This window comes from Streptomyces sp. NPDC036815, assembly GCF_055609205.1.
Map to the genome: position 1 here is coordinate 24046 of NZ_JBVJPW010000025.1, position 26021 is coordinate 50066.

24 protein-coding genes and 1 pseudogene are annotated in these 26021 nt (G+C 70.6%); 10 read left to right on the plus strand and 15 right to left on the minus strand.

Annotated features, from left to right (window positions below; translation table 11 throughout):
* Positions 1-128: 128 nt before the first annotated feature.
* Both ACZ69I_RS33880 and ACZ69I_RS33885 read right to left on the minus strand, forming a co-directional pair.
* Positions 129-368, minus strand: coding sequence for a hypothetical protein (locus ACZ69I_RS33880; protein WP_467681711.1), 240 nt, complete (start codon positions 366-368; stop codon positions 129-131).
* A gap of 269 nt (positions 369-637) precedes the next feature.
* Positions 638-1129 carry a hypothetical protein gene (locus ACZ69I_RS33885; RefSeq protein WP_467681713.1) on the minus strand — a complete coding sequence of 164 codons (492 nt, stop codon included), beginning with the start codon at positions 1127-1129 and terminating at the stop codon, positions 638-640.
* A gap of 457 nt (positions 1130-1586) precedes the next feature.
* Here ACZ69I_RS33885 and ACZ69I_RS33890 point away from each other — a divergent pair, with 457 nt between their 5' ends.
* A complete protein-coding gene (locus ACZ69I_RS33890) occupies positions 1587-2270 on the plus strand; it encodes a hypothetical protein (RefSeq protein WP_467681715.1) in 684 nt (227 codons plus the stop codon).
* Between the two features lie 67 nt (positions 2271-2337).
* Here ACZ69I_RS33890 and ACZ69I_RS33895 read toward each other — a convergent pair whose 3' ends face one another.
* The 4 genes from ACZ69I_RS33895 to ACZ69I_RS33910 form a co-directional block, all read right to left on the minus strand.
* A complete protein-coding gene (locus tag ACZ69I_RS33895; protein ID WP_467681717.1) occupies positions 2338-4641 on the minus strand; it encodes a hypothetical protein in 2304 nt (767 codons plus the stop codon).
* Between the two features lie 1032 nt (positions 4642-5673).
* Positions 5674-6447: a DUF998 domain-containing protein gene (locus tag ACZ69I_RS33900; RefSeq protein WP_467681719.1), complete on the minus strand. Its 774-nt coding sequence runs from the start codon at positions 6445-6447 to the stop codon at positions 5674-5676.
* A 151-nt stretch (positions 6448-6598) separates the two neighbouring features.
* The gene (locus ACZ69I_RS33905) at positions 6599-7045 is read right to left on the minus strand and encodes a hypothetical protein (protein ID WP_467681721.1); all 447 of its coding nucleotides are present in this window, start codon (positions 7043-7045) and stop codon (positions 6599-6601) included.
* Positions 6934-7566 carry a hypothetical protein gene (locus tag ACZ69I_RS33910; protein WP_467681723.1) on the minus strand — a complete coding sequence of 211 codons (633 nt, stop codon included), beginning with the start codon at positions 7564-7566 and terminating at the stop codon, positions 6934-6936. The genes ACZ69I_RS33905 and ACZ69I_RS33910 overlap by 112 nt, the downstream gene beginning before the upstream one ends.
* 486 nt (positions 7567-8052) lie before the next feature.
* On the opposite strand from ACZ69I_RS33910, the gene ACZ69I_RS33915 reads away from it, so the two are divergent.
* From ACZ69I_RS33915 to ACZ69I_RS33925, 3 genes are all read left to right on the plus strand, one after another.
* Positions 8053-8631, plus strand: coding sequence for an HPP family protein (locus ACZ69I_RS33915; RefSeq protein ID WP_467681725.1), 579 nt, complete (start codon positions 8053-8055; stop codon positions 8629-8631).
* A gap of 87 nt (positions 8632-8718) precedes the next feature.
* Positions 8719-9759 carry an NAD(P)/FAD-dependent oxidoreductase gene (locus ACZ69I_RS33920; RefSeq protein WP_467681727.1) on the plus strand — a complete coding sequence of 347 codons (1041 nt, stop codon included), beginning with the start codon at positions 8719-8721 and terminating at the stop codon, positions 9757-9759.
* Positions 9760-10014: 255 nt separating this feature from the next.
* Positions 10015-11271 carry an alanine--tRNA ligase-related protein gene (locus ACZ69I_RS33925; protein WP_467681729.1) on the plus strand — a complete coding sequence of 419 codons (1257 nt, stop codon included), beginning with the start codon at positions 10015-10017 and terminating at the stop codon, positions 11269-11271.
* A gap of 35 nt (positions 11272-11306) precedes the next feature.
* Here ACZ69I_RS33925 and ACZ69I_RS33930 read toward each other — a convergent pair whose 3' ends face one another.
* The gene (locus ACZ69I_RS33930; protein WP_467681731.1) at positions 11307-12146 is read right to left on the minus strand and encodes a helix-turn-helix domain-containing protein; all 840 of its coding nucleotides are present in this window, start codon (positions 12144-12146) and stop codon (positions 11307-11309) included.
* 141 nt (positions 12147-12287) lie between these two features.
* On the opposite strand from ACZ69I_RS33930, the gene ACZ69I_RS33935 reads away from it, so the two are divergent.
* Complete coding sequence (locus tag ACZ69I_RS33935) at positions 12288-12524, plus strand: Atu4866 domain-containing protein (RefSeq protein ID WP_467681733.1); 237 nt, start codon at positions 12288-12290, stop codon at positions 12522-12524.
* A 65-nt stretch (positions 12525-12589) separates the two neighbouring features.
* Positions 12590-13348, plus strand: coding sequence for an SDR family NAD(P)-dependent oxidoreductase (locus ACZ69I_RS33940; protein ID WP_467681735.1), 759 nt, complete (start codon positions 12590-12592; stop codon positions 13346-13348).
* A gap of 64 nt (positions 13349-13412) precedes the next feature.
* Here ACZ69I_RS33940 and ACZ69I_RS33945 read toward each other — a convergent pair whose 3' ends face one another.
* Both ACZ69I_RS33945 and ACZ69I_RS33950 read right to left on the minus strand, forming a co-directional pair.
* Positions 13413-14060: a TOPRIM nucleotidyl transferase/hydrolase domain-containing protein gene (locus ACZ69I_RS33945; RefSeq protein WP_467681737.1), complete on the minus strand. Its 648-nt coding sequence runs from the start codon at positions 14058-14060 to the stop codon at positions 13413-13415.
* Positions 14061-14169: 109 nt separating this feature from the next.
* Positions 14170-14706 (minus strand): putative immunity protein, encoded by a 537-nt coding sequence (locus ACZ69I_RS33950; RefSeq protein WP_470836410.1) that lies wholly within the window; start codon positions 14704-14706, stop codon positions 14170-14172.
* 212 nt (positions 14707-14918) lie between these two features.
* Between ACZ69I_RS33950 and ACZ69I_RS33955 the strand changes: the two genes are divergently transcribed.
* On the plus strand, positions 14919-15248 hold the full coding sequence (locus ACZ69I_RS33955; RefSeq protein ID WP_467681741.1) for a hypothetical protein: 330 nt from the start codon (positions 14919-14921) through the stop codon (positions 15246-15248).
* Between the two features lie 31 nt (positions 15249-15279).
* Here the strand turns inward: ACZ69I_RS33955 and ACZ69I_RS33960 are convergent.
* The 4 genes and pseudogenes from ACZ69I_RS33960 to ACZ69I_RS33975 all read right to left on the minus strand — a co-directional run.
* Positions 15280-15445, minus strand: a pseudogene (locus ACZ69I_RS33960) (IS5/IS1182 family transposase); the annotation flags it as partial.
* Positions 15446-15500: 55 nt separating this feature from the next.
* Positions 15501-16313, minus strand: coding sequence for a class I SAM-dependent methyltransferase (locus tag ACZ69I_RS33965; RefSeq protein WP_470836411.1), 813 nt, complete (start codon positions 16311-16313; stop codon positions 15501-15503).
* Positions 16314-16794: 481 nt separating this feature from the next.
* Positions 16795-17574 (minus strand): DJ-1/PfpI family protein, encoded by a 780-nt coding sequence (locus ACZ69I_RS33970; RefSeq protein WP_467681745.1) that lies wholly within the window; start codon positions 17572-17574, stop codon positions 16795-16797.
* Between the two features lie 93 nt (positions 17575-17667).
* Positions 17668-18177, minus strand: a complete 510-nt coding sequence (locus ACZ69I_RS33975; RefSeq protein ID WP_467681747.1) for an RICIN domain-containing protein — start codon at positions 18175-18177, stop codon at positions 17668-17670.
* Positions 18178-18527: 350 nt separating this feature from the next.
* On the opposite strand from ACZ69I_RS33975, the gene ACZ69I_RS33980 reads away from it, so the two are divergent.
* A complete protein-coding gene (locus tag ACZ69I_RS33980) occupies positions 18528-19349 on the plus strand; it encodes an alpha/beta fold hydrolase (RefSeq protein ID WP_467681749.1) in 822 nt (273 codons plus the stop codon).
* 122 nt (positions 19350-19471) lie between these two features.
* Here the strand turns inward: ACZ69I_RS33980 and ACZ69I_RS33985 are convergent, their stop codons facing one another.
* A complete protein-coding gene (locus ACZ69I_RS33985) occupies positions 19472-20233 on the minus strand; it encodes a MerR family transcriptional regulator (protein WP_467681751.1) in 762 nt (253 codons plus the stop codon).
* Between the two features lie 295 nt (positions 20234-20528).
* Between ACZ69I_RS33985 and ACZ69I_RS33990 the strand changes: the two genes are divergently transcribed.
* Positions 20529-21149, plus strand: coding sequence for an L-threonylcarbamoyladenylate synthase (locus tag ACZ69I_RS33990; protein ID WP_467681753.1), 621 nt, complete (start codon positions 20529-20531; stop codon positions 21147-21149).
* 85 nt (positions 21150-21234) lie between these two features.
* Here ACZ69I_RS33990 and ACZ69I_RS33995 read toward each other — a convergent pair whose 3' ends face one another.
* Positions 21235-24450: an amidohydrolase family protein gene (locus ACZ69I_RS33995; RefSeq protein WP_467681755.1), complete on the minus strand. Its 3216-nt coding sequence runs from the start codon at positions 24448-24450 to the stop codon at positions 21235-21237.
* A gap of 236 nt (positions 24451-24686) precedes the next feature.
* On the opposite strand from ACZ69I_RS33995, the gene ACZ69I_RS34000 reads away from it, so the two are divergent.
* A complete protein-coding gene (locus tag ACZ69I_RS34000) occupies positions 24687-25895 on the plus strand; it encodes an alpha/beta hydrolase family protein (protein ID WP_467681757.1) in 1209 nt (402 codons plus the stop codon).
* The last annotated feature ends 126 nt before the right edge of the window (positions 25896-26021 follow it).

Sequence of the window (26021 nt, forward strand, 5' to 3'; positions counted from 1 at the left end):
CACCGACCGCCTCACCGTGACCTGCCAGAACCTCACCACACGCTTGGGCAGACGGCCCGACTCGGCGGAGGGCTCCGGCGGAACGGTCCGCCGGAGGCCAACGGCGACCTGCCTCGGTCCCAGTGCAGCTACCCAGTCTCGGTCGGCCAGTGGAAGGACACCAGCAGCTCTACATCCGCGCGGGGCATGCCGGTGCCTCGCATCGTTGCCCACGCGCGCTCCAGAGCCTTGTCCGCGGTTTGATGGGGATTGAGGTAGAGGACTGGTTGTTCACCGGTTGCCTGCAGGAGCGCGGCGTCTACGCCTATGTCGTTCAGTTCAACACGCAGGCTGCTGATGCCCTGCCCAGCGAAGACGAAGGGGTCCATGAGAGCACTGTGAGGTGGAGTGACGCAGACACGTCAGAAACTCCCCGCGCGGATCCCTTGGAGGAGCGCCGCTCCACACAGCGCTGCGGGGCTCAGCCGTGGCGTTCGTCGCAGGTCCCTCGCGGGTGATCACGAAATTCGCTGCACAACGCCCGGACCATGCGTCGGGCCGGTAGCGCCCGGTCCGACATCCCGCCGCTGCCCCATCAGCGGTGTACCCGTCGGCAAGACCTCCGCTGCAGCACCTCATCTCCGTCCCCGAACACGGCTTATGCGGGGTCGAGTTGCGGCAACGTCGGCGTGACCACGACGGCGCCACCGCTGATGGTGCGCGTGCGGGCGACGACAGCCTGGACGCTCCCCAGCGGGAGAGCCGCGGCGGCGAGGCTGAAGGCGGAGGCGGCGAGGATCTGGCGGCGGTTCACGTCGGCGGCTCCCACGGCGGGCAGCGTCTCAATGGGGTCGAGGTCCAGCGTCAACCCGATGCTTTCATCTTCGCCGCCGGGCGGGGAGCCAAGTCCGAGGTCGGTGCCGGTGATCCGGCGGCCCAGGCGGCGGGACAGCGCCTCGGCCAGGTATCCGGGGGTCAGCACGGAGGGCTCGGCGCCGCCGATCCAGTGGTGCACCGCCGACCTGTTGGTCCCCAGGCATTGTCCGCTCTCGGCGGCGACCGCGCGCACCGCGCGGGCAACCCCGTCGTAGGGCAGCCCGGATTCGTCGACGAGCTGCTTGAGCTGGTGGTTCGCAGTGCGCTGGGTCATGGTGTCCCCGCCCTCGCCGGGTAGCGCGTATACGGGATATACGGCCTCGCGCGCTCCATACGGTGCTCGCGAACCAGGAGTACCGTTCCGTCGCCGTGCCCAGGAGATCACCGTTCACCTGCGCGCCGCCTGGACCGGCTGCGAGGTCAAACACCGGCACATCGACCGGCCGTACGCGCCCGGGACTGTCGGTAGCGGCCCCGGACGCTCAACCCAGAACACCAACACCGAGCACAGGCCCGCCCCCCAGGGCGGGGCCTGTGCAGGCCTCAGCACGCCGGCCCGGACGCACAGCACCTCGCAGGAGCGCAGGAGCGGTTCAGGTTGCGCGGCTCGATGGGTGTGCCGTTCTTGGTGGTGGAGACCAGGGCGTGGCCGCTGCCTTTCCAGGCGTGGCCTGCGGCCTTCCTGTCGGTGAGCTGATTCTCTGACCCGGACCGGCGGATACCGTGGGGGGATGCACAACGATCACCATGACCTCTCCTGGATCGGCGAGCACGCCTACGCCGACACGCCGTCTCGCGACACACCAGGTATGCGTGACGGGATCTCGTTGACCGCGATACGCGGCATTGACACGTCCGCGTGGCTCGACCGTCTGGGCGCTGTCACGACCGGGATGCCGGTCGCCTACCGGGACTACACCGTCCCGGACGACGTCGAAGGGTCGCTCGCCATGGTCGGAACCAGTGGCGACTGGTCCTTTGTCCTGGAGGACGGGGACGCGGCCACTGTGTTCCTGTCCCAGTTCGACAACGATGACGTTCTGTCCCGTGAAGGAGAGGAGATGGTGTGCGTGACGCTCAACCGCCACGATGCGCCTGCCATGATCCTCTACTCCTCTCCGGCCGATGACCGGATGGCATGGTCGGCTGATTTCGGCACGGCCTTCCTGGACGGATACTCCGCGCTTCCCGAAGACACCGCGGCCCGCCTGTCCGTTCTTGACGACAGGCTCGCTGCTTACGGTGCCGTCCATGCCCGGCTCGCTCCTCCGGCCCCTCCCTGGTCGGAGATGGGCCTGTCGGACTGGGCGCCGGCCGTGTACCGGGCCGTCGGCTGCCTGTTCGGCATCCGGATCGACCGGGACGACGTCGAACAGGGCCAGCTGCCCGCGGTGGTACTGCCGGAGCCCGTGTAGGGACACAAAGAGGGGAGGGGCGGCACGCCTGGCTGGTGTGCCGCCCCTCCCCTGTGCTGTTACAGGGTCAGCTCGTCTTCATGGTGCACTTGAAGACGCCGTTCTTGTCCTCGCAGTCGCCGCTCATGCCGGTCTCGAGCCAGTACGCATCGCGGTCGTCGAGACGGAGCTTCTTCGCGAAGCCCGCGGAGAAGGCGGACATGGACCCGGAGTTGTGCTTTCCGGAGATCGCCGAGCGTCCGCAGACCTCCTTCCAGGTCGGCTTCATCCCGTCGATGTTGAGCAGGTGCACGCCGTCGGCCTGCTTCTTCGCAAAGGTCTGCACGCACTCGGCGCCGGAAGCCACGGGGTTGAGGCCGTCCTCGCTCTTGGGCTGGCCGGCGCTGTTGTAGGAGGCGTTGAACGCGAACTCGTCGCAGTTCGGCTTGTCGGTCGCATCCTGCATCGCGCCCAGGTCGCCGTACTTGTTGGCCCAGCCGTCTTCGTCGCAGACCACGGCACGGTTCTTGCCGTTGCGGCCACCTGGCAGGTAGTAGAGCGGCGTGTTGCGGGTCTTCACGCCCATGGTGTTGGGCAGCTTCTCCTGCAGCAGCCAGGCGTGGGCTGCGGCCTGCGGGAACTTGGCCGCGTTGAACGTGTACGTGGGGGCGACATTGACGAAGACGCAGCCGCTCTTGCCGAAGGTCTTCTTCGTGTCGCAGCGGATCATTTCGAGGTCGGACGGGTCGTCCATGCTCCACTGGTAGCCGACGTCCTGGACGCCGGGCGTGTTACCGGCCTGGAGGATTCCGGCGATGCGGAAATCGGTGCGGAAGTCGAAGGTCCGCTCCTTCTCCGTGTCGTCCCAGGTGAACGTGGTCTTGAGGTTGGCTTCGTGGGTGTCGGCGGCCGACGTCCACAGCGCCTTGCCGTCCCAGTCCTCGTAGGGCGCCTTGCCGGGGTCCTTGCACTGCGTATGGCCGGTGCAGGACTGGTCCGCCATGACCATCTCGATGGCACGGAACAGCGGCGAGATGAGGATGGGCTTGATGTTGACGCGCTGCGTCCAGGTGGTGGTGCCGTCCAGCGAGATTTCGCGGGTCATGCTGAAGTACGCGGTGGCGTACGGCTTGCCGTCCATCTTGTAGTAGGCGGGGAGCGTCTTGCTCTCGCACTCGACAGTGCGGGTCGCGAAGGCGGCCCTGCTCTCACCCGATGGGTTGGTGGCGCACCAGTCGGTCATGCCGTTGGCGGCTCGGGCTCCCGGCGCGCGTGCGGCCTTCTCCTTGACCCGCTTCTGCTGTTCCTTCAGCTTCTGCTGGACCTCGGGGGGCAGTTCGTCGAACGTGAGGGACGGGCCGAAACATGCCTGGGCGCCGTTCTTGTCAACCGGGCCGCACTGCTCCTTGAGCGGGGTCTTCCTCGCGATCGGGCCGTTGGAGACGGGGGCTCCGAGGGGTCGGGTGATCAGGCCGGTGGGAACCTGTGCCGACTGGTCCGGGTTCGGGCTGTTCGTATCCGCATCGGGGAGCTTGAGATCGACGGAGTAATCGCCACCGGTGCTGGTGCCGTTTCCGCTGAACGCCACGCTGACGGCGTCGGATGCTCCGCCATCGTTGGCGGTGCGGACGTTCAGTGTGTGCGAGGCGCGGGCGACCGTTGAATGCAGGCCGGTGTCGGCGGAACGCAGGCTGGTGTCGAACGTCACCGACGTCTTACCGACGGCGTCAACACGCTTCCACGCGGCACCGTCGAGCTGCCATTCCACCCACTTCGCCGTGTGGCCAGCGGGCAGGTTGACGGTGAACTCGCCCGGTTTACCGTTGTTGGCAACACTGGTCGGCTTGGCCGGCTTCTCCACGACCGGCCCTGCGACCTTGAACTTGGACCACGGTGACCAGTCCGACTCGTATGCCTTGCCGTCGTAGGCGGAGGAGCGGACGAGGTAGGAGACGCCGTTCTTCAGCTTGCCCTTGGGGACGTTGACCGAGGTGGGCTTGCCGGATGCCACGTAGTCGGAAACGAGGACGCCGTACTGGTTGGTGTCGCTCAGCTTGACCTTGGAGACCGGCTTCCACGCGGCGTCTGCGGTCCACACTTCGAACGTGGAGGTCGTGGCATCGCCGTCCGGGTCGATGACCGTGTTACGCAGGGCGGGTGTTTCAGTGTTGGTCTGCCACACGCCGGAGGTCTGCGTGAACGGCGGCCCGACCTCGGGTCCCTTGGGGGTGTTCGGTATCCCGTTTGCGGCCCGCCCTGCTGCGCCGGGAGCGCCGAACACGTGGGGCGGTGTCGCCGACGGCTTCTCGTCGGCTGCGGTCGCGCTGACGGTGTCGAGGGCGATCGCCGTCTCTGCTCCGGTACCGAGGAGCATTGCTATGGCTATGGTCACGGCTAGGGAGGTGCGCCTCATGGTGAAGGCGCCCGATACCCGGTACTTCACTGTGCTGTTTTCCTGTTCGGTTGTCCTGATGCCGAACTTATGTCCGGCACCAGGCATGGGACTCTACCCCCTGGTCTGGACCAATCCGCGGTCGGGTGAACCCGGGCAACTACCTGATCGCCGGGCAGCGTTCCTCGTATCTGCATGAGGTGACGAAGCGTCTCGCCACGGGTGCCCCGCAGGCGGCAGGCCGGGTGAGCCGCGCAGGGCGGTCGCCCATCTCGCTCCCGCTGATCTGGTCGGCATCCCGCGAAACGGTGGTACTGCGCCGGACTCCGCCGAGCCAGCCGCTATCACCCCGTGAGCCACGTTCAGACAGAGTTCGTCGACGGCGGCTCATTCACCGTTGCTCTCCTTCTCGCCGTCCAGCGCGGTGCGCAGGACGGCGGCCTGCGCGCGCATGCCGACGCTCGCCGTCGGGGACGTCCGGGTGGAAGGTCCTCCGCGGCAGCTCGCTCACCGGGGCGCCCCCTATGGTGATCTTCATGCGTGCTTCATGAACTCTGGTGCTGGTACGGAGGCCCGGTGGGCGTGGCTGTCAGTCGGTCACGATGCTGAGGGGACTGTTGAGGCGGCGGTGTGAGCTCCGCAGACGGCCTGAGGCGAACCGCGTCCGATCACCCCCGCAGACCTTCTACCCTCAGCACAGGGGCAGTTGAATAGGGTCGGCCCCCATCACTTCCGGCTCCCGGCCCCCGAGTCATCGACAACTCAGAAGGCCGGCTGGAGCCGCATCGCCGACAACACGGCTCCAGTCCTTGCCCTCCGGGTGTGACGGCCACCGGGCAACTCCCGCGGCCTCGATCGCCCTGCCACCAGGAGGGCGCCCCGCGCGAGGGCCGTTCGAGGGGGAGCCTCGGCCCCTCGCCCCCCGGTCGCCGCCGCGCAATCGGCGGCGACCGGACATGCCAGGTCCCACCGCTCCGGGTCCCTGTCCGCACGACAGCACATCTATCTGCCAAGCCCGAAGAACCAGACCCGTCAGGAGCGCTCGACGCTCCCATGTCGGCTGCAGCAGCGGCCTCTCAGCTGTCGGCGGGCCGCGGCTTCTTCGTCCAACTCGGGGTGCGCCCATTGCGGGTCAGGCGCCGGGTCATGAGCGAGATGAACGCCCGCCTTGCACCTACGGGTTGCTTGATCGTAAAGGCCACGGGCGCCGACGGCCAGCGTCCACAGCAGGAGAGGAAACGCCGCGACCCGCTCCATGCCTCCCATGCCGAGTCCCAGGTAGTGGTGGGAAAAGAAGAGCCCCAAGGCGATAATCGCCGTGATGCCCAGCAGGCTGGTGGCCCACCGCAGTAGACCTGGAACATGGTCTGTCAGGCTGGCTCCCGCCAGCAGAAGGCCGATGTTGCCCGTTCCCATGATGAGCAGGGCACCCAGGACGTGCTGGTTCTCGTGGACGTCCGCAGGCGCCAGCCCGGCGAGTGCAAATCCCAAACCGCCACCAGCCAGTAGAAACCGGGCCACGGTGGCGATCGCGCCTCGGCGCCACATAGGACCGGTCAGAGCGACGCCGACGACGAGCAGCGTTCCCAGGGCGACGAACGAGACATTCATCAGGCCGTGTTCGGGTGAACAGATATACCGAGGCTCGGGCTCCTGCTGCACGGCGCAATGAGCATTACCTAAGTCACTGATGTTGTTCCGCGCCCAACTGTACGGTCTCGCCCAGGCTGACTCCACGATCGCGTGGATCACAAAGAACTGCACTACACCCGCGATCCATGCGGAATAGCCGATCCGAGCCTTCATCTGTCCGCCTTCTGTCGCATGATCTCCGTACGACCTAGCGGATCATGCGGCTCCCGCCTCCGGCACTCCAGTGAGCCCCCGAAGCGGGGTGGGGCAGACCCTACGAACAGGCGCGTCGCATGGGATCCACGGAGCTGCGGCCGAGCCGATTTCACAGATCCTCATCACCTTCCCCTCTCCTTGTAGTTGGCGCGCGGATGCGGCACACCGGGAGGTGCGGCGCGTCTTGTGGGGCGGCCAGTCCGGCGGTTGGGCCCGTTGGGGCTAACGGGCCCAACCGGGGGCCGATCAGCCTTCGGTGAAGAGGGCGTTGAGCCCGGGCCTGCCACAGGAAGGCATCGACGTTGCCCTGCTTGGGCTTGTGCGAGGTAGAGCCGCCGTCGCCGAGCAGCACGGTGACACCGGCCTCGCGCAGGAAATCCACGTGCCGGGTGACGGCCGGGTGGGCGGCCTGCGCGTCGTTGAAGTGGGGCAGAGCGACGATCTTCAGGCCCAGCCCGATGCCCTCGGTGAGCAGTCCGCCCCACCAGCGGGCGTCCTTTTGCAGGCGCGCTCCGTGGGCGTAGCCGACCGCCTGACCGTCGCCGTCGTAGCCCACGGCGCAGCTCCAGCCGGGCCGCTGCGACCATCCGTCGAGGCCCTCGGCCAACCGGCGGACAGCCCGGTGATCTCGGCGGCGTCCAGGAAGCGGAGCCAGGGCGGCGCCGGTTCGGCCGTGTCGAAGCGGTCGTGCGCACTATCGGCGGCGAGCACGGAGCGCGCGGCCGCGAGGCAGTCGCCGGCGCGGGCGTGGCCGATGGCCAGGCGCGAGTGGAGCAGGACGGCGACGCGCGGGTCCTGGCGAGCCTGGCGGGAGTCGAGGGCGGCACGGTTGATCTGCAGAGGCTCGCGGTGGCGGCCTTCGGCGCGGGCCTGCATGGCGAGATCGGACCAGGCGCGGGCCTGGCCGCGCTTGTCGCTGGCGAGGATCGCGCTCCGCAGGGCGGCGGCGTGATGCAGGCGGGCCGCCTCGTCATGGCCGTCGTCGTGCGCGTCCAGGCGTCCGATCGCGATATTGATGCGGCCGATGTCGGTGAAGGTGAGCCGCCCGCTGACCGGTGTCTCGTCCAGCCCGAGCACCAGGGGCAACGGTCGCGGCCGTGGACCCGACAACGAAGGTGCGGCGCCTCACACCGTCCTCCTGCCTGTCGGCGGCCCGGGGCGGAGGGACGGGCAGACGGCTGGAAGCGCCGCGGGGCACGAATCCCATGGCCTCGGGAGGCCGGTCGAAAATCTCTGCGAGAGGCAGAAGGTAACGCGTCGTTGGCCAGCGGACTTTGCCGGATACCCAGCACCGTACGTGCCGGTCGGTGGCCTCTCCGGGGCGGCCGAAGATGCGAGCGCTGATGCGGAGGATGAAACGACCTCTCAGCTCGACAGCACCCTGACCTGCGGCTACGAGACCGCGCCTCGTAGAATGCGGGGCGAGTACGCGGATATCCCGACCCCCGGACCGCCGCCGGTGCCCACGTTCCCTGCCGACCGCGAGGGAAGCCGGGCCGACTCCCGTCCTTCTGCCTTCGCCGTCCGGTACTCCCGTCGGCCCTGCCCCGGAACAGCACTGTCTTGAGCACCGACGAAATCATCGAGGCCCAGCCCTCGTCCGCCGACTCCCGCGTTCTCGTCCCCGTCTCCGCCCGGTCCCGCCTGCGCACTCGCCTCGCCGGTCGCGCCCCCGCGCCGCCGTCGCCGGGCGCCGCCGCGCACAACGTCAGCGCGGCCACCGCCGTCCTGCTGGCCCTGGTCGCCATAGGCTCCTTCATCCACGAGCCCGTGCTGATACCGCCGCTGGCCGCGTCCGCCGCGATCATCCACGGCGCCCCCGGCCTGCCGCTCGCCCAGCCGCGCAGTGTGATCGTGGGCCATCTGCTCTGTGCCGCCATCGGGTACGGGGTTCTCGCGTCGGCCGGGAGTACGTCCTGGGCGGCGGCGCTGGCCGCCGGGATCAGTCTGGCCGTGATGACGGTGGCCCGGACCCCGCACTCCCCCGCGTGCGCGACGGCCGTCGTCATCGTCCTGAACACTCCGCGGCCCACGACCTTCGTTCCGCTGCTGGTGGGGTCGAGCGCGCTGCTCGTCCTCGCGGGCTGGGCCGCGTCGTGCGCCCGCCCGGGTGCGGCGCGCTATCCCGCCTACTGGTGGTGAGAGCGGGCCCGGGGGACGACGACGGGCCGAAGGAGGGCTGCGGAAAAGTCCGTTGCGCCGCCGCCGCGATGGCCCGACCGTGGCCTCATGTCAACCGTTGTCGTCGTCGGTGCGGGGATCGTCGGTTCGTCTGTGGCGTACCACTTGGCCCGTCGGGGCGTGCCGGTCACCCTGATCGAACAAGGACCCGTACCGGCCTGCGGGGTCACACGGAACTCCTTCGCCTGGATCGGTGAGGCGGGACGCCACTGGCCCGGGGGCGCGAAGGACCTTCGTGAGTACGTCCTGGCCGACCACCTGCGCCTGGAAACCGAGCTGCCGGGCGTGGCCGTACGCCGGACCGGCTCGCTCACCTTGGCCGACGTACCGGATGGGGGCCTACGCCCGGCGTCGGGCCAGTTCCTCGTCGGGCCCAGCGACATCGCGGCCCTGGAGCCCCACCTGCGGACCCCACCCCGTCAGGCCCTTCACACGCCGAGCGATGCGGGCGTCGACCCGTCGGCCTTGGCCCGCGCCCTGGTGGACTCCGCTCGTGCCCACGGGGCGACTGTGCTCCCCGACACCGCCATCTCCGCTCTGCGGGTGACCGGCGGCCGGGTCGACGGAGTGCTGTCGTCGGCCGGGTTCCACGCCGCCGCAACCGTCGTACTCACTGCCGGAACCAGCGTCCCCAAACTCTGCGAACCGCTCTGCGTCGACCTTCCCGTCGCCGCGTCCCCAGCCACCCTCGCGCGGATCACAGCGCCGCCCGGTCTGCTCAGGACCATCGTGGCGAGCCACGACTTCGAGGTCCGCGAGGTGCGGGAGGGCGACCTTCTGATGGTCGTCCCGTACACCGCAGGCGGAACAGCGCCGCCCGAGGAAGCGGGGCACATCGCGCTCCGGCGGTTCCGGAGTGCCTTCCGCGGGAGCGAGCAGTGCCACATGTGGGACTGCCGCACCAGCGAACGGCCCATGCCCGCGCACGGCCCGGTCGTCGGATACGCGACGCGCGACCGGTCCGTCTACGTGGCGGTCATGCACTCCGCCATCGCGCTCGCCCCCACCGTCGGCCGACTCGTCGCGGACGAAGTCACGACCGGCAGGCCGGTGCCCGAGCTCCAGCGCTGCCGCCCGCGTACCCGCTGAGGAGGCCTCGGCGAAAAGCGGGTGACGCGGTGGGGCGGGCGCGTTATCGTCGGCCGCATGAACGTCATCGGCCCAGGCCTGACCGCGACCGCGCGAGCGACCAGCTCGCCGGTTGCCGCCGTCTGACGTCTTTCCCTTTTTCCATCGGCGACCGGAAACGGCCCGCCGATGGCTCTGTGGCTTCGCGTCGCGACACCCCTTCGTGCGGACCCGTTGTCCGGTGCCTCCCCGCTGTATCCGCGAAGGAGCCACCCAATGAACACCGACAGCACGGCCACGGACCGGCTGCCCTCTGACCGTCCGGCCAGCTCCCGGTTGACCAGCGACCGGTTGACCAGTGACCGGTTGACCACCGACCTCGTCCGGAGCACGTTCGTCGAGTACTTCGAGGAGCGCGGGCACCAGCGGATCACCGGATCGACCCTGGTGCCGCCGTCCGGCGACTCCGTTCTGTTCACCACCTCGGGCATGCACCCCCTCACCCCCTACCTGGAGGGGCGCCCGCACCCCCTCGGCAACCGGCTGGTCAATGTGCAGCGCTGCCTGCGCACCACGGACCTGGACGAGGTGGGTGATCCGACGCATCTCACCGTCTTCGAGATGCTCGGCAGCTGGTCACTCGGCGACTACGAAGGGCCGCAGAGCCTGCGCTGGGGATACGACCTGCTCACCGAGGGCTTCGGCGTCGATCCGCGGCACATGTATGCCACGGTCTTCGGCGGCGACGACCGGACCGGTCCGGACACCGCCTCCTCACACGTGTGGGAGGAGCTCGGAGTCCCGGTGGAGCCCACGACCGAGGACAACTGGTGGGACAACGGCCCGACCGGCCCGTGCGGCCCCGACTCGGAGATCTTCCTGTGGACGGGCGACACCCCGCCGCGGTCGACGCCCACCCGGGACGACCGCTGGGTGGAGGTCTGGAACCACGTGACGATGCGCTACCACAGGCTCGACGACGGTTCGCTCGTGCCGCTGCCTCAGCGCAATGTCGACACCGGAATGGGCCTGGAGCGCCTGGTCTCACGGCTTCAGGGCAAGCAGTCGGTCTTCGAGAGCGACGTCTTCGCCCCCTGGCGACGGCTCGTACCGGGACTGTGGCGACTGGACGTTCCGTCCCTGCGGCTGGTCTGCGACCATCTCCGGTCGGCCGTGGTGGTGATCGGCGACGGGGTGCGGCCCGCCAACACCGGCCGCGGGTACGTGCTGCGACGGCTGGTACGACGGCTGCTCACGGTCCTGTGGCGCGACGATCCCACACGCGGGATCGGCGACCTGCCGGGCGAGCTGGTCCTGCACACACTGGATCACTTCCGTCAGGACATGGACCCCGTGGTCGTACGCGAGATCCTGCTCAAGGAGGAGCAGCGCTTCCGTCGGCTTCTGGAGCGCGGACGGCGCATCCTGTCCCGGCCCCGTTTCCAGGGCCCGCTCGGCGAGGAGGACTTGTTCTATCTCCACGACACGCACGGGCTGCCGCGCGAACTCGTCCTGAGCCTGCGGCCGGAGTGAGGGGCGGGCATGTTCCGGGGGCGGGCCGGTCGGGGCTACGTCGTCCGGCTGAGGCGTGTCGCGTGGATCGAGCCGAGCAGGTGGAGCGCTTCCTCGGTGCTGCTGCCTGGTGCGGCGTGGTAGATGACGAGTTGCTGCCCGGGGGCGTCGCGTACGTCGAAGGCCTGGTAGGTGAGGGTGAGCGGGCCGACGTCGGGGTGGTGGAGGTGCTTGGCGTCCTTCGTCTTGCCGCGCACGGCGTGGGCGTTCCAGAGGCGGGCGAACTCCGGACTGCGCGCGGTGAGTTCGCGGACGAGGTCGCGCAGGCGCGGGTGGTCCGGGTCGAGGCCCGCCGCCTGGCGCAGGTTGGCGACGGTGGCCTGGGCCGCCCGGTCCCAGTCCCCGTGGAACGTTCGCCCCGCGGGGTCGAGGAAGGTCATGCGGGCCAGGTTGTCCGCCGGGTCGAAGGCCGCGTACAGGGCGTCCGCCAGGGCGTTGGTGGCCAGGAGGTCCAGGGTGGGGCCGAGGACGAAGGCCGGCGTGTTCGGGTAGCCGTCCATCAACTGACGCAGCGCCGGGCTGACCCGCTCGGGGGTCGCGGTGCGGGAACGGTCGCGCGAGGAGGCGCCGGCCAGTCGGTACAGGTGTGTCCGGGCGTCGGCGTCGAGCCGCAGCGCCCGGCCGAGCGCGTCGAGCACCTGGGCCGAAGGGTTGCGCTCCCGCCCTTGTTCCAGGCGGGTGTAGTAGTCGGAGTTCACTCCGGCGAGCACGGCGACCTCCTCGCGGCGCAGTCCCGCGACCCGGCGGGGGCCGTGGCTCGCGATGCCGACGTCCCCGGGCCGCAGTCCGGCCCGGCGTGCGCGGAGGAAGTCCCCCAGGTGGTTGTCGTCGTCCATGCGTTTCAGGCTAAGTCGCGACGTGGCGCGCTGCCTGGGTGTGCCGCACCCAGGCAAGGCGCGTCCTGGCTGACCGGCGCCAGCCCGCGCAGACTCGGTGCGGCAAACAGGAGACGCAGCAACCGGGGAAAGGACCTCGCCATGGACAGGACCGACGGGGAAGAGAACGTCGACGTGGTCGGGATGTGGGTGACCGCGGACGGCCGCTACGACGAGGCCCGGGGCGGGCGGCGCAGTGCGTACACCGGCCGGTACACGGTGACCGGAAGTCATCTGGACTACGTCGACGACACCGGGTTCACCGCGACCGGCGACCTCCGTGACGGAGTCCTCCACCACGAGCACCTGGTGCTGTACCGGGAGCGGACGTCGCCGTGAGGGGGGGCCTGTCCGACGACGTCCGCCCGACGACTTCCCGCCCGACCCGACGTAAGGACCCTTCGATGACAGAACAACGACTCGCCGGCAAGGTCGCGCTGATCACCGGTGCGACGGGCGGCATCGGCACGGCCACCGCCGAGCTCTTCGCCCGCGAGGGCGCCCGGCTGGTGATCACCGATGTCGCGGACGGCCCCCTGCGGGCCCTGGCCCACCGGATCGAGGCCCTGGGCACGGAGGTCGTCGCGGCCCGCCTCGATGTCTCCTCCGCGCGGGAATGGGCGGACGTGATCGATGTCGTACGCGACCGCTTCGGCGCCCTGGACGTGCTCGTGAATCTCGCCGGGATCGTGGACTGGCCGGGTATCGAGGACACGCGGGAGGAGGCCTGGGACCGCGTCATCGACGTGAACCAGAAGGGCACCTGGCTCGGCATGCGGGCGGCGATGCCGCTCCTGCGGGCGGGCGGGAACGGCTCGGTGATCAATACGTCGTCGGTGCTCGGGCTCGTGGGCAGCGGTGCGGCCGCGGCCTACCAGGCGTCCAAGGGCGCTGTGCGCCTGCTGAGCAAGACCGCCGCGGTCGAGTACGCCCGGCAGGGAGTGCGGGTCAACTCTCTGCATCCCGGGGTGATCGCCACGCCGATGATCCAGGAACTCCTGGACGACCAGGGCGACCGGCAGCCGGACATCCAGCGGACGCCGATGCGCCGGGCCGGTCGCGCCGACGAGATCGCCCCGGCCATCCTCTTCCTCGCCTGCGACGAGTCCTCGTTCGTCACCGGCTCGGAACTCGTCGTCGACGGCGGCCTGACGGCGCACTGAGTGGCCGCCGCATCCGGGCCCGTCGTCTGCCGGTGCTCTTCGAGACGGGGCAGGAGCGCCCCGGTCACAGGCTCGCGAGGAGGTCGTCGAGCGGAGCCGGTACTTGGTCGGAGGCCAGGGACTCGACGAGGAGGCGGCCGTAACGGATCTTGCGGCCCTTCTTCGTGCCGAGGAAGCGCCTCAACTGCTGGTCCTTGGGTCCGCCGCGCTGTGCGGGCTGGCGCAGGAACGTCTGCCAGGCGCGGAGGTCGCCCTCGGCGCGGACGATCTCCTCGACCCGCGCCGTACCCAGCGCGCGGATCAGTTCGTCCTCCAGGTCCGCCACGCACACGAAGAAGCCCTTCCGCGAGGCTCCCGCCCGCTCCAGGCCCTGGTCGTAGAAGCGCTGCTCGCCCTTGTCGCACAGGCCTGTCAGACGCAGGCCGAGGCCGGGCGGGCCGAGCAGGCCGGCGTAGCGGCCGACGCTCATCGCTCCGCCCATCGGTATGACGCACACCCCTTCGGCGGCCAGGTCCCGGCCGCGCCGCGCGGCCAGCGCCTCGACGGCCTCGAAGTCGCTCGGCCCCTCCAGCAGCACCGCCGTCCGCACCCCGAGACGCGCCGCCAGCTCGCTCGCCGTCCCGCCGGAACCGCCCTTCGCCCAACCGCCGTTGACCCTGCCGCCGCGGGCCCAGCAGCCAACCGCATCCCGGAACGACCTCATGTCCGCCATGCAGTGAGTCTGCGCCTCCAGCGGCGGCACGGCACGTGATATTCCGACCGCTTGCCTGCTGGGCCGCGACGCGCGGGGCGACCGGTGCGCACCCCGAGGGGTGGGGCGGTCAGCGGTTGCGCAGGACGTCGTCCAGCATCCGGATCAGCTCGCCGGTGCGTCCCCCGCCACCCGGCGCCGCGGGGAACCGTTTGAGCACGTCGACCACGACGGGGCTCGCCCGGCGCCCCGCCTGCGCGACGCGTTCGGCGCCGACGGACCGGTCGTCACCGGCGAGCAGTTCGGCCGCTCTGGCGGCGTGGGCGCCCGCGCCGAGGATGTGCTTGACCTGCGTGGCCTTCGCCAACGGGTGCAGGTAGGCGGCGCCTGCGGCGGCCATCGCCGCCCGGGCGGCCTCGCACCCGGCCGCCGTGTCCGCGCTCTTGGCCGCCTTGAGCGCCGCCCACGCCGTGTCGCGCAACGCCTTCCCGCGCTCGCCACCCCGGGCGAACTCCCAGGCGGCGCCGATGGCGTCCCGGGGCCGCGGGTCGTCCGGCCGGACGGCCTCGAAGACGCCGATCACAGCCTCCGCGCACGCCGCGGCGAACGCGGTGACCTCGCGGAGATCCTGCTTGCTCAGGACGATCTCGTCCGCTTCCCCTGCCATGGCTCCATCTTCGGCCACGTGCCGAGTGGGGTGGTGGGGTGTTAGGGGGTGTCCGACGGGTCGCGTGATCGTGCTACGGGCGACGGCTCCGCGGTTTGGGGTAATGCCCCTCTTGTGGGTGATTCTCCCTCAGTGATGAGTGAGAGACGCTTGGTCAGCCGGAGGCGCCTTCTCCGGACCAGCAGCCCCTTCGGGGGAAAGGAGATCTGACCATGCATGCACTGAGGTGCTCGGCAAGGATCGTCGCCATCACTGGTGCGGCGGCGCTGATGGCGGTGACCGGTATGGCCACGTCCGCCCAGGCAGCGACAGGTACATTCTTTTACACACGCGGCGATACGGGGGCCGAGACCTTCCTCGGTTCGACGCCGACGGGCCCGTGCCTTTCCCTCCCGGGCGGCGCCCGCCAGGCGACCAACGACACCGACGCGGATGCCCACCTGTACACGAACAGCAGTTGCACGTCGTCCAGCAAGTACCTCGGATCCCGGCAATCGGACGACTACACGGCCCCGTACCCGACGTACGTCAAGTTCGGCTGAAGCTCCTTCGGCAGGGCCGCACCGGAGCCGGAGCCGGATCGCCGCAGACGTGGTCCGGGCGCGTCTCGGGCGCCCGCCACCTGGCCGCGGGACACGGATGCGGTCCAGGACCGGGGTCATCTGCGGAGCGTCGCCCCACGGCCGGGGGTGACCAGGATGGCCGGCGGCCGACAGCCGCCGTCGCTCGGCAGATGAATCGTGGAATCAGAACGACGTCAGCGCGGCTCAGGCACGCGATCCGTCGGACACGCCTTACGGTCTGCGCCCCCACGCGGAGATCATCGGCGCGGTGGCGAGGTCGAGACGGCCGGTGAGGACGTTCGAAAGGTGGCGGTCGATCTCCTCCTCGGTGGCGAGCCCCTCCGCCACCAGGAGCGGGCGGATCTGCCGTACGGTCGCGGCTTCCAGGACGACGCAGGCCGGTGAGGTGATCGGGAAGTACGCATCGGCCCGCACGTCGTCGAGACCCGACTCGCGCAGCAGTCTCGGCAGGGTGCGTCCATAGGCGAGGTCCGCGCCGCGCGACGCCATCAAGGTACGGAAACCGGCACGCAAACGGTTGGCGAGCCGCTCCTCGGGTCCCGACTCGTCCGGGCACAGCAGAGGTTGCAGCCCCGGATCGGCGTCCTCCACGAGCAACCACCCGCCCGGGCGCAGCGCCTGGACCATTCTTCGCAGGGCCTCGGCGCGGTCGGCCACGTGCACGAGGACCAGCCGGGCGTGGACGAGATCGAAGCCGCCGGGCGGCGGCGGATCGGCGGCGACGTCGTGGCGCAGCACCTCGATCACGTCGTCCGCGATCCCGCGGGTCCAGGAGACGTCGATGTCGGTGGCGGTCACCGTGCCCGTGGGGCCGACACGTTCAGCCAGTCCGAGTGGTACGGACGGGCCGCCGGCGCCGATCTCCCAGCACCGCATGCCTGCCGTGAGTCCGAGCCGGTCGATGTGGCGGAACGTCACCGGATCGAACAGCTCGCTGAGGGCCGTGAACCGGGTTCCTGCCTCCGCTTGCCGGTTGTCCAGCAGGTATCCGTGTTCCTGATCCGCTTCGTGGTCGTCGGCCATGGGGCGATTCTGGCAGAGGGGGGCGGGGGTCCGGTCCGCGGCGCGAGTGCTGCGTATGCGGGGCGGTTCGTGCGGTGGCAGCGGGGTCGGCAAGCCTGCTCGTCCGCCTCCGCTGCCCGCCGCGATGCACCCTGAACCCGCGCCGCGCACCCGGGCGGGGAGGGCCTGCGGCATGTGGTCTGCGGCCTCCGGGAACCGGCTTATGCCCCCTGTGTCACATGTCACCCCGTATGTAGCGGTCAGTCCGGAACAACCCGGAGTGGGGCGTCGTTCTTTCCAGTGTGGCTGCGGAGGGGACAGTGTCCCCGGGCCTCACCTATAGCCCATGGGGACGATCGTTCGGCTGAAGCCCCATGGAGCCTTTCGCCGAGAGGCGACCGCCCTCCGCTTGCCACCCCTTACGGCCCCGGCTGGTCTCCCCCGTCCAGTCGGGGCTCCTTCTTTTCCCGCCTCGGACTCTTCCCGCCTCAAACCACCGCTCTCAGACCGCCGAGTCGGCCAGCAGCTTCAGGGCGAGAGCCTGCGTCCGGGCGTCGGCCTTCTCGGGGCTTCCCGTGTCGTAGGGCGGGTCGGGGTCGTATTCGACCGCGAGCTGCATGGCCTGCGCCACCTCCGTGTCGGAGAGGCGGGCGGCGAGGTGGAGTCCCATGTCGATTCCGGCGGACACCCCCGCGGCAGTGATGATCTTGCCTGCCTCGACATAGCGCCCCGGTGTGTACGTCGCACCGACCTTGGCCAGGTACGGGCGGGCCGCCCAGTACGTCGTGGCGGGCAAGCCACGCAGCAAGCCGGCGGCCCCCAGGATCAGCGAGCCGGTGCACACGGACGTCGTCCAGACCGTACGGCGGTGGATACGGCGGATCCACTCGTGGACCCCGGTGTCGTCCATCATGGCCGTGACACCCCGGTCGCCGCCCCCGGGCACGAGCAGGACATCGGCGCGGCGCACGTCCCGCATCGCCCGTTCCGCCACCAGACTCAGCTCTCCGGTGTCCGTGCTCACCGGCCCCGCCTCGCGGGCGACCATCGTCACGCGCACGCCCGGGACGCGGCACAGCACCTCGAACGGGCCGACCGCGTCCAGCGCCGTGAACCCGTCGTAGAGCAGCACCGCCACGCTCAGGCGGCCGTCACCCGACGCCGCCTCCGCGGAACCACCCGTACCGACGGCCATGGCGACGCCCGCCCCGACCGCTCCCGAGACGGCACCGCGCAACACTCCGCGACGACTCGGCTCCCGCCCGGCCACACTCCGGCTCATGTCCCACCAACGCCCCTCGTCCATACAGCAGTTGTCGCTCAAGTAGTCGTACGGGAGGGAGTGGGAGTTCCGGCGCGGCAGGAAACGTTCTCCCTACTGCTGATGCCACCTGTCGTACTGGTCGGAGGGGTCGCAGACCGTCGTCTGCACGAGGGTGCCGTTGCGTACGCTGGGCGTCGACAGGCAGTACCCGCTCGACGCGTTCTGCCACACGTCGTACCAGCCGGACGGCGGCCCGTTGGGGTTGTCCGCGAAGAAGACGCGCCACTGCTGGCTGCGGTCGGCCGCGTTGCAGAACTCCATCGTGACCGTCCCCGAGCCGGACGACGGTGCGGTGATGCAGCGTCCCGTGCGCTGGTTGGTGAAGGTGAACAGGCCGGTCTGTGTGTTGAAACCTTCGAGCCACTTCTGTTCGGAGCCGCTGCCGCACGACCACATCTGGAGCTTCACGGCGTTCTCGGTGGCGTTGTCGAGGCAGTGGGTGGAGTTCCAGACGTTGATCGGGGTGAAGCCCGCGGCCCGCGCGGGCACGCCGGCCACGGCCATGGCCACCATCGTCAGTACCGCCATGACGAGCGCGGACAGGCTGCGTCGAGTAGACATCGATCTTCTCCGGGTTTCCCGACTGGAAGTGCTGGAGAGCCCGAACGACATCCGGGGTGCAGAGGAAGGTCCGAGCGCGGCGAGTCCGAGGGCTACTCGCATGGCGAGTCAGAGGGCTACTCGCTCGAGGCGGCGGCTGACTGCTCCGGTCAGGTGCACCGGCGAGGGGCGATTCTTCCACCGGGCCCGGTCCCCGACAACGCACGGTGTGCGGCTTTTACCTACCGCGGGGCGGGGCTTTTACTTCCAGAGTAATCGACCCTTGGATCTCCGGTGAGCCACAGTCGTCATCGCGCGAGGACAACGAGCGCGAGCACGATTCATCGCCCCCTGCCGGAAGGGCTCACTCCATGCCGTACTTCGAAGGATCCGACGGGACAAGCCTGTTCTTCACCGACTGGGGACGGGGCAAACCGGTGGTGTTCGTGGCCGGGGCGTGGCTGAGCAGCGGTTCGTGGGAGTTCCAGATGCTGCCGCTGACCGACGAAGGCCTGCGCTGCGTCGCGTACGACCGGCGCGGGCACGGCCGTTCCGACTGGGTCGGGCACGGCTACGACTACGACACCCTCGCCGACGACCTCGCGGCGCTGCTCACGCGGCTCGACCTGCACGACGTGACTCTCGTGGCGCACTCGATGGGTGGCGGGGAGGCGATCCGTTATCTCACCCGGCACGGTTACGACCGGGTGAGCCGGTTGGTGCTCGTCGGGGCCACGGCGCCGTTGATGCTGCGGACGCCGGACAACCCGGAGGGCATCGACCAGGAGATCCTCGACCTCATGGCGGCCGACCGCGCCAAGGACCGGCCGCGGTGGATGGCCCAGAACGCGCAGGCGTTCTTCGCCACGCACCTGGGCAACGGCATCTCCGCGGAACTCATGGAGTGGATGGTGCGGCAGTGCCTCGACTGTTCGGCCAAGGCCGCCCACGAGGTGGTGCGGACCGGCCTCTGCACCGACCTGCGCGAGGAGGCCACGGCGATACGGGTGCCGACCTTGATTCTGCACGGCGACGCCGACGCCTCGGCTCCCGTAGCCCTCTGCGGGCGGCGCATGGCCGAGTTGGTGCCGGGAAGCGTCTGCAAGGAGTACCCCTTGGCGGGCCACGGCTTCTTCATCACCCACGCCGATGCGGTCAACCGGGAGCTGCTCGACTTCATCGACGCGTCTTGACCGCACGTCGCTGGGCAGAGGGGGGTCTCCCCCGACGACTGTGGACCCTTTGTCGGCGGAACCGGCAAGTGACCCCACCCGACAGGGCCGCCGCACCCCCGTGGCGGCGGCCCTGTCCCCGCTCAGCGCAGCCGGGTCGCGGCGTACACCTCGATGGCGGCCCGCTGGAACACGGCCAGGCCCGGCGCGATCGACTCGTACGCCGCGCGCCAGTGCTCGTTCTCCACGCAGGTACGCCCGATCGCGCGGTACTCCTCGGCGGTCGCCGTCCGGCTCCGGGACAGCGTCCGGTACTGGGCGTCGATCTCGGCCTGCACCGCGTCGGCGTCGGCGGGCAGGCCGGTGGCCAGCAGCTCCGCCAGCCGGATCATCTGCGCCGTGCGCTCGCGCTCGTCGGCCTCGATCTCGGCCTCGCTCGACACCGAGGCGTGCCGCTCGATGGCGCCGACCAGCTCAGGGAAACCGCGCAGGGCCTTCATGCACTGGACGGGCCGGACGCCTTCGAACAGGTTCTCCGGCCGGCTGATGCTGATCATGTCTGTGCCGTCCTTCCTGGACTGCTCCAGTTCGGTGATCGTGCGGGCGACGGTGCCGGCCAGGCCGTTCAGCCGGTCCCGCTCGGCGAGCAGCCGACGGTAGTGGCCCCGCAGGGCCTCCAGCTCGTCGACCTGCGTGGCCAGGATCCGGCCGATCTCAGGCAGCCCCAGGCCCAGTGCACGCAGTACGAGAACCTGCTGCAGCCGCAGCAGTTGACGCCCCTCGTAGTAACGGTGGCCGTTGGCCCCGACCCGGGCCGGCGGCAGCAGGCCGATCTCGTCGTAGTGCCGCAGGGTCCGAGCCGTCACACCCGACATCCGGGCGACCTCCGCGATCGGCCAGGCCATCGCCGCCTCCCTCACACGTGTTTCACGGGCCGGAATCCCCGACCCTTCTCAGGACGGTAGAGGCTTCCGCTACGTCAGCCTCAAGCCCCGCCTTCGGGTTTCTACGTGTTACGCGCGGATCCAGGCCGCCGATGACTTCCCACGTCCCGGCGAAGGCGCTGCAACACACGCTGGAGAGACGCACCTCTGACGCCCGGCCCCGCCGCTGGGCCCCACACGTCCGCCGGTCACCCCGTTCGCCACACAGGTGTCGGGGAGTCCCGGCAGTCCCGGGCCGGTCGCCTAGACTCGCCGAATGGCCAAGTACTTCGACGTGCACCCCGACAACCCCCAGCGGCGCAGCATCAGCAGCGTGGTCGACGGGATCCGGTCCGGCGCGCTCGTCGCCTATCCGACGGACTCCTGCTACGCGCTGGGATGTCAGCTCGGCAGTCGCGACGGCATGGACCGCATCCGGTCGATCCGCCGGCTCGACGACCGCCACCACTTCACCCTGATGTGCGAGAGCTTCGCGCAGATGGGGCAGTTCGTGCACCTCGACAACGACGTGTTCCGGGCGATCAAAGCGGCCACCCCCGGCAGCTACACCTTCATCCTGCCCGCCACCAAAGAGGTGCCGCGCCAGATGATGCACCCGAAGAAGCGGACCGTCGGTGTGCGCATCCCCGATCACACCGTCACCCAGGCCCTGCTCGGCGAGCTCGGCGAACCGCTGCTGTCCAGCACGCTGCTCCTGCCCGACCAGGAGGAACCGTTGACCCAGGGCTGGGACATCAAGGAGCGCCTCGACCACCTCGTCGACTCGGTCATCGACTCCGGTGACTGCGGCACCGAGCCCACCACCGTCATCGACTTCTCCGGTGGCGAGGCGGAGATCGTCCGTCGCGGGGCGGGCGACACCTCGCGGTTCGAGTAGCGGGCCGCCGGAGAGTGGCGGCCCGCAGTACGGTCCGGCGCCGAGCGGCAGTCGTCCTCGGGCCCGCGCCGAGCGGCGGTCGTCTTCAGAGGTGCGGTGCGCAGCAGCCGTCCCTGCGCATCAGGTGCCCCGCTTCGAGCCAGTACGTCTCGTCCTCGCCGCCCGCACCGGCCCCGCTCTTCGACCGGGGTTCGAAGGCGTCCGTCAGGTCCTCGGTCCGGTACGGAGTGCCTCCCCGTAGCACCGATACCGTCCGCACCATCGTGTCGAAGTCCGTGAACGGGTCGCCGTCCACGATCGTCACGTCGGCGACCTTGCCGGCCTCGACAGTGCCCAGGTGACGGTCGAGGCCGAACACCCTGGCAGGCAGGACGGTCGCGGTGCGCAGAGCCGCCGCCGGGGACAGGCCTCCCCGGTGCAGGGCGCGCAGCCCCAGGTGGAGCGAGAGGCCCACCGGGACGAGGGGCTGGTCGGTGCCGAGGGCCACCTGGCCGCCGGCGGCGAGGACGCGCCGGTAGATGTCGGTCTCCCTGCGGAGCGTGGCCAGCTGTGCCGCGCTGGGCGGCACGCCTGCCCCGGCCTTCACCGCGGCGGCGTCCCACGGCGGCATCACCACGGTGACCCGCGGGTCGTCCGCGAGGCCCGGGTCCGCGCCGAGCAGCGGCGCCGAGGTGAAGGGCGTGGCGATCAGCGAGAAGGCGGCGCCGTGCGCGCTGTAGATCTCGATGACGTCGTCCCAGGCGCGTCCGGTGGCGGTGACGGCGTGCCCGAACTCCGCGCGCTGGGTGGCCTGCAGATGGGTCGTCAGGTCCTGGCCGAGCTGGATGCCGGGCGAGAGCAGATGACTCCCGGCCCGTACGCCGAGCTTCTCGTGCGCGAACCGCGCCGCCTCTTCCATCACCCAGCCCGGCGCGCGCACATAGGTCTTGACGAAGTCCCAGTCGAGTGCGGCGCCGCGGTCCAGGGAGCGCCGCAGGGCCGCCCTGCTCCGGTGCGCGCGGCCCATGCTGTATGCCACACGGCCGCCGTCGAGGAGTTCACCCGTGGTGAGCAGGCGGGGTCCGGCCAGTTCGCCCGCGGCCACGGCTTCGCGGATGCGGGCCTGTTCGTACGCGAAGCCGCCCAGCGACACCGCCGTGGTGATGCCGTACGTGAGTTGGCCCACCGTCTGGCGACCGCCGTACGTCGTCTGCCACGGGTGGGTGTGCGTGTCCCAGAGGCCGGGGACGACGGTGTGCCGGGAGGCGTCGACATGCCGGGCCGCGGGGGTACCGCCCGCAGGCCGGTGCGGCCGCACGGAGGCGAAGCGGCCGCCGCGGACGACGAGGTCGACGTCCTCGCGCACTTCGTCCCCGGTGCCGTCCCACAGCCGGCCGGCGTGCACCACCAGGTCGGCGGGCTCGGGCCTGCGCTGGTCCAGGGGCACGCGCACGGTACGGGGGCGGCCGCCTTCGGCTCCGATCAGGCGCAGGCGGCCGCTGGACAGGTAGAGGAGTGTCTTCGAGTCGCCCGACCACGACGGGTGGTCGGCCGGTTCGGCGGAGAGCATCCGCGGGGCGCCGCGTGGCGTGCCGTCGGGGGTGACGGGCAGCAGGTGCAGCGCGGATTCGACGATCACCGCGAGCCTGCGGCCGTCGGGGGACCAGACGGGCCCGGAGTCGTACCGGTCGGAGAGCGAGGCGTGCGGGGCGACGGCGTGCAGGCGGTCCGCTCCGGTGGCGGTGTCGACGATCCGGATGAGGTTGTAGCCCTCCCGGAAGCGGTGGTTGAGACGGTTGCGGTCGCAGAGCGCGAGGTAGCGGCCGTCCGGCGACCAGCTCGGTCTGCCCGGCAGTCCGCCGCCGCCGAGCGGTTCCACCAGGACGCGTTCGGTGCCCTGGGCGAGCTCGCGCACGACGAGACGTCCGGTCATGTCCAGACAGGCGAGCCGCGTGCCGTCGGGCGAGAGGGCCGGGTGGACCCGGCCGCCGGTGGCCAGTGCGGTCTCGGTGCCGGTCGCGAGGTCGCGGCGGTAGACGCCGAGCAGCCCGTCGCGGTCGTCGGCGTAGACCAGTGACTTTCCGTCCCGTGACCAGGTAGGGCCGAGCAGGTAGCCGGTGGTCGCCGCCCGGCGCGCCCTGCGCGGCGGACGGCCGCCGGATGTGCTCGCCAGCCAGAGCGAGTTGAGGGCGGCGAAGGCGATCTGTCGTCCGTCCGGCGACAGCGCGGGCAAGTGGATGCCGCGCGTGGGCCGCGCCCGCCCGAGGCCCAGGTCGTACTCCTTGATCCGGTACTGGGGGCGGTCCACCGGCAAGGTCGCCTCGAAGGGGATCACCTCGGGCCCGCCCGGCCCGCCGGAACGCACGCCGGGACGTACGAGGGTGAAGCGGCCGTCCAGGGTGAGCAGGAGCTTCCCGTCCGCCGTCCAGCGGGGTGGCACGGGAGCCAGGTCGCCGGTCAGGTCGACGGGTTCGCCGTCGACGACGAGCGTGCAGGAGGCGCGGGGTGCGGCCGTGGTCCTGAGGTAGGCGACGCGGTGTCCGTCGGGGGCCAGAGCAGGCGTCATGACCTGCGCGGACGCGGTCTCGGTGCGGATGACGGTGACAGGGCCCGGCCCTTCGGCGGGGACGGCAGCGATGGTCCTGGCCTCGAGCGAGGAGCCTTGCGGGGTGGTGACGGGCCTCCCGCGCACGAACAGGATCCGCTCGCCGTCGGGCGACCAGGTCGGGTCGAAGTCCTCCCACGGCCCGTCCTGGTGCGGCCCGTCCTGGCCGGGCAGTCCGGTCACGCGGGTGAGTTCGCCGCTCTCGACGTCGAGGACGTGGATGCGGTACGAGCCTCCCCGCACTGGGTCGCCGCCGCGCTCGGACGCGAAGGCGATACGGGTGCCGTCCGGTGACCAGGCGGGGCCCCGGTCGTCCCAGGGCCCTTCGGTGCGCTGTCGCAGCCGGGAGCCGTCGGCGCGCATCGTCCAGAGGTGGAATCCGCCGCCCTGATAGGCGCAGAACGCGATGGACGTGCCGTCCGGGGCGTACACCGGCCGGTTGGGCTCAAGGCCCGCCGGTGTCAGCGGCACCGCCTCACCGCCGCCCCGGGGCAGCGACCAGAGGGTGGCCTGCGCCTCGACGACCAGCCGGTCGGCGGCGGGCGAGAGAGTGGCGGCGCCGTTCGTGACCCGGGTGAACGAGAGGGGGACTGTGGTGCGCGGCCGGGCCGGTGCGGGGGCGGCCCCCAGGGCGGCGACGGCCCCGGAAACGCCTGCGGCGACGAACAGTTGACGTCTGGTCAGCGGGAGCACGGTGTCGTGTTGGTCACAGTCCATGACACGGAACACTCGCCCATCCCGGTACGCGTGGACAACACCATGGGGCGACAACACGCCGGTGATCCATGTCGGAATCCGACGACCACGGAAGCGCACGCGATGGCGCGGGATTCGGCCGGGGCGCCGTCATACCGAAAGCTGACGCCCCGATCCCGCGTACCCCTGGAGTCTGCCCGCCCGTGCTACCGCAGGCTGACGCCTTGCCATCTCCCCTTGTCATAGCGTCCCTTGACATGACAGTCATCCGAACATCCGTACACAGACGCACCCTTGTCGCCGCCGTCGCCCTCGCCGTCGTGCTGCCGGTCGCGGGCGGGTCGGTGGCGTCCGCCGCTGGGCCCGGCGGGGCCGGTGCCACGCGCGTCGGTGCCTCCGCGAGTGATCCGGCGGCGGCCGAGTTCCGTCTGCCGCGCCCCACCGGGCCGTTCGGGGTGGGGCGTGACAGCCTGCATCTCGTCGACAAGAGCCGCCGTGATCCGTGGGTGCCCTCGGCGGGTGCGCGCGAGTTGATGGTTTCCGTGTATTACCCCGGGCGGCACGGGGGCGGCGCCCCCACCTCGTACACCTCCGAGGAGGAGGCCCGGCTCCTGCTGGAGTGGTGGAAGGTGGACGCGCGGATCTCCGCGGGTGCGTACAGCTCCACGCGCACCTTCGCGCGTGCCGGGGCGAAGCCCGCGGCCGGGCGGTTCCCGTTGATCGTGCTCTCCCCCGGGTTCACCGCTCCCCGTACCACCTTGACCCACCTCGCCGAGGATCTGGCGAGCCGTGGCTTCGTGGTGGCCACCGTCGATCACGCCTACGAGTCCGTCGGCACGGCCTTCCCCGGCGGCCGGATGCTGACCTGCCGGGCCTGCGCCCCCGTCGAGGAGCCCGGTGGCGGCGAGATCGCCACCGAGGGGCGGGCCAAGGACCTCTCGTACGTCATCGACCGGTTGGCCGGCCGCACAGCGTCCTGGCGGCTTGCCCGCATGATCGATCCCGGGCGGATCGGCGCGGGCGGGCACTCCATCGGCGGTTCCGCCGCGCTCGCCACGATGGCCGCCGATTCCCGGGTACGGGCCGGCCTGAACATGGACGGTCATTTCCACGTCAGGCCCGACTCGATCGGCGGCCGTCCCTTCCTGATGCTGGGGACCGAGGCGCAGCACACGCCGGGGGTCGAGGACGGCAAGAACTGGGACGAGGCGTGGCAGGGGCTCGACGGCTGGAGGCGCTGGCTCACCGTCAGGGGTTCCGGGCACTTCACGTTCACCGACGTGCCCGTGCTGGCGGGACAGGCCGGTGTGGAGGACCCCGAGGTGCCGCTGTCCGGTGAGCGTTCCGAGCGGATCACGCGGGCGTACGTCGGAGCCTTCTTCGAGCAGCAGCTGCGCGGTGTCCCGCAGCCGCTGCTCGACGGGCCGACGCCGGGGAACCCGGAGGTCACCTTCCGGCGGCGTTGAGCGGTCAGCGGGCGGGGGACGGTTCCGCCATCGTGGCCTCGACCTCACGTCGAGGGTGGGACTTCACTCGATAAGGTCAGCAGACTCCGCCCTGCGGTTTCTGTTATCGAGGGGGGCGCGGGGCGT

Coding starts and splice junctions, on each gene's coding strand:
- ACZ69I_RS33880 (WP_467681711.1), bottom strand. CDS start 368: ATGGACCCCTTCGTCTTCGCTGGGCAGGGCATCAGCAGCCTGCGTGTT.
- ACZ69I_RS33885 (WP_467681713.1), bottom strand. CDS start 1,129: ATGACCCAGCGCACTGCGAACCACCAGCTCAAGCAGCTCGTCGACGAA.
- ACZ69I_RS33890 (WP_467681715.1), top strand. CDS start 1,587: ATGCACAACGATCACCATGACCTCTCCTGGATCGGCGAGCACGCCTAC.
- ACZ69I_RS33900 (WP_467681719.1), bottom strand. CDS start 6,447: ATGAAGGCTCGGATCGGCTATTCCGCATGGATCGCGGGTGTAGTGCAG.
- ACZ69I_RS33920 (WP_467681727.1), top strand. CDS start 8,719: ATGTCAACCGTTGTCGTCGTCGGTGCGGGGATCGTCGGTTCGTCTGTG.
- ACZ69I_RS33925 (WP_467681729.1), top strand. CDS start 10,015: ATGAACACCGACAGCACGGCCACGGACCGGCTGCCCTCTGACCGTCCG.
- ACZ69I_RS33930 (WP_467681731.1), bottom strand. CDS start 12,146: ATGGACGACGACAACCACCTGGGGGACTTCCTCCGCGCACGCCGGGCC.
- ACZ69I_RS33935 (WP_467681733.1), top strand. CDS start 12,288: ATGGACAGGACCGACGGGGAAGAGAACGTCGACGTGGTCGGGATGTGG.
- ACZ69I_RS33940 (WP_467681735.1), top strand. CDS start 12,590: ATGACAGAACAACGACTCGCCGGCAAGGTCGCGCTGATCACCGGTGCG.
- ACZ69I_RS33945 (WP_467681737.1), bottom strand. CDS start 14,060: ATGGCGGACATGAGGTCGTTCCGGGATGCGGTTGGCTGCTGGGCCCGC.
- ACZ69I_RS33950 (WP_470836410.1), bottom strand. CDS start 14,706: ATGGCAGGGGAAGCGGACGAGATCGTCCTGAGCAAGCAGGATCTCCGC.
- ACZ69I_RS33955 (WP_467681741.1), top strand. CDS start 14,919: ATGCATGCACTGAGGTGCTCGGCAAGGATCGTCGCCATCACTGGTGCG.
- ACZ69I_RS33965 (WP_470836411.1), bottom strand. CDS start 16,313: ATGGCCGACGACCACGAAGCGGATCAGGAACACGGATACCTGCTGGAC.
- ACZ69I_RS33970 (WP_467681745.1), bottom strand. CDS start 17,574: ATGAGCCGGAGTGTGGCCGGGCGGGAGCCGAGTCGTCGCGGAGTGTTG.
- ACZ69I_RS33975 (WP_467681747.1), bottom strand. CDS start 18,177: ATGTCTACTCGACGCAGCCTGTCCGCGCTCGTCATGGCGGTACTGACG.
- ACZ69I_RS33980 (WP_467681749.1), top strand. CDS start 18,528: ATGCCGTACTTCGAAGGATCCGACGGGACAAGCCTGTTCTTCACCGAC.
- ACZ69I_RS33985 (WP_467681751.1), bottom strand. CDS start 20,233: ATGGCCTGGCCGATCGCGGAGGTCGCCCGGATGTCGGGTGTGACGGCT.
- ACZ69I_RS33990 (WP_467681753.1), top strand. CDS start 20,529: ATGGCCAAGTACTTCGACGTGCACCCCGACAACCCCCAGCGGCGCAGC.
- ACZ69I_RS33995 (WP_467681755.1), bottom strand. CDS start 24,450: ATGGACTGTGACCAACACGACACCGTGCTCCCGCTGACCAGACGTCAA.
- ACZ69I_RS34000 (WP_467681757.1), top strand. CDS start 24,687: ATGACAGTCATCCGAACATCCGTACACAGACGCACCCTTGTCGCCGCC.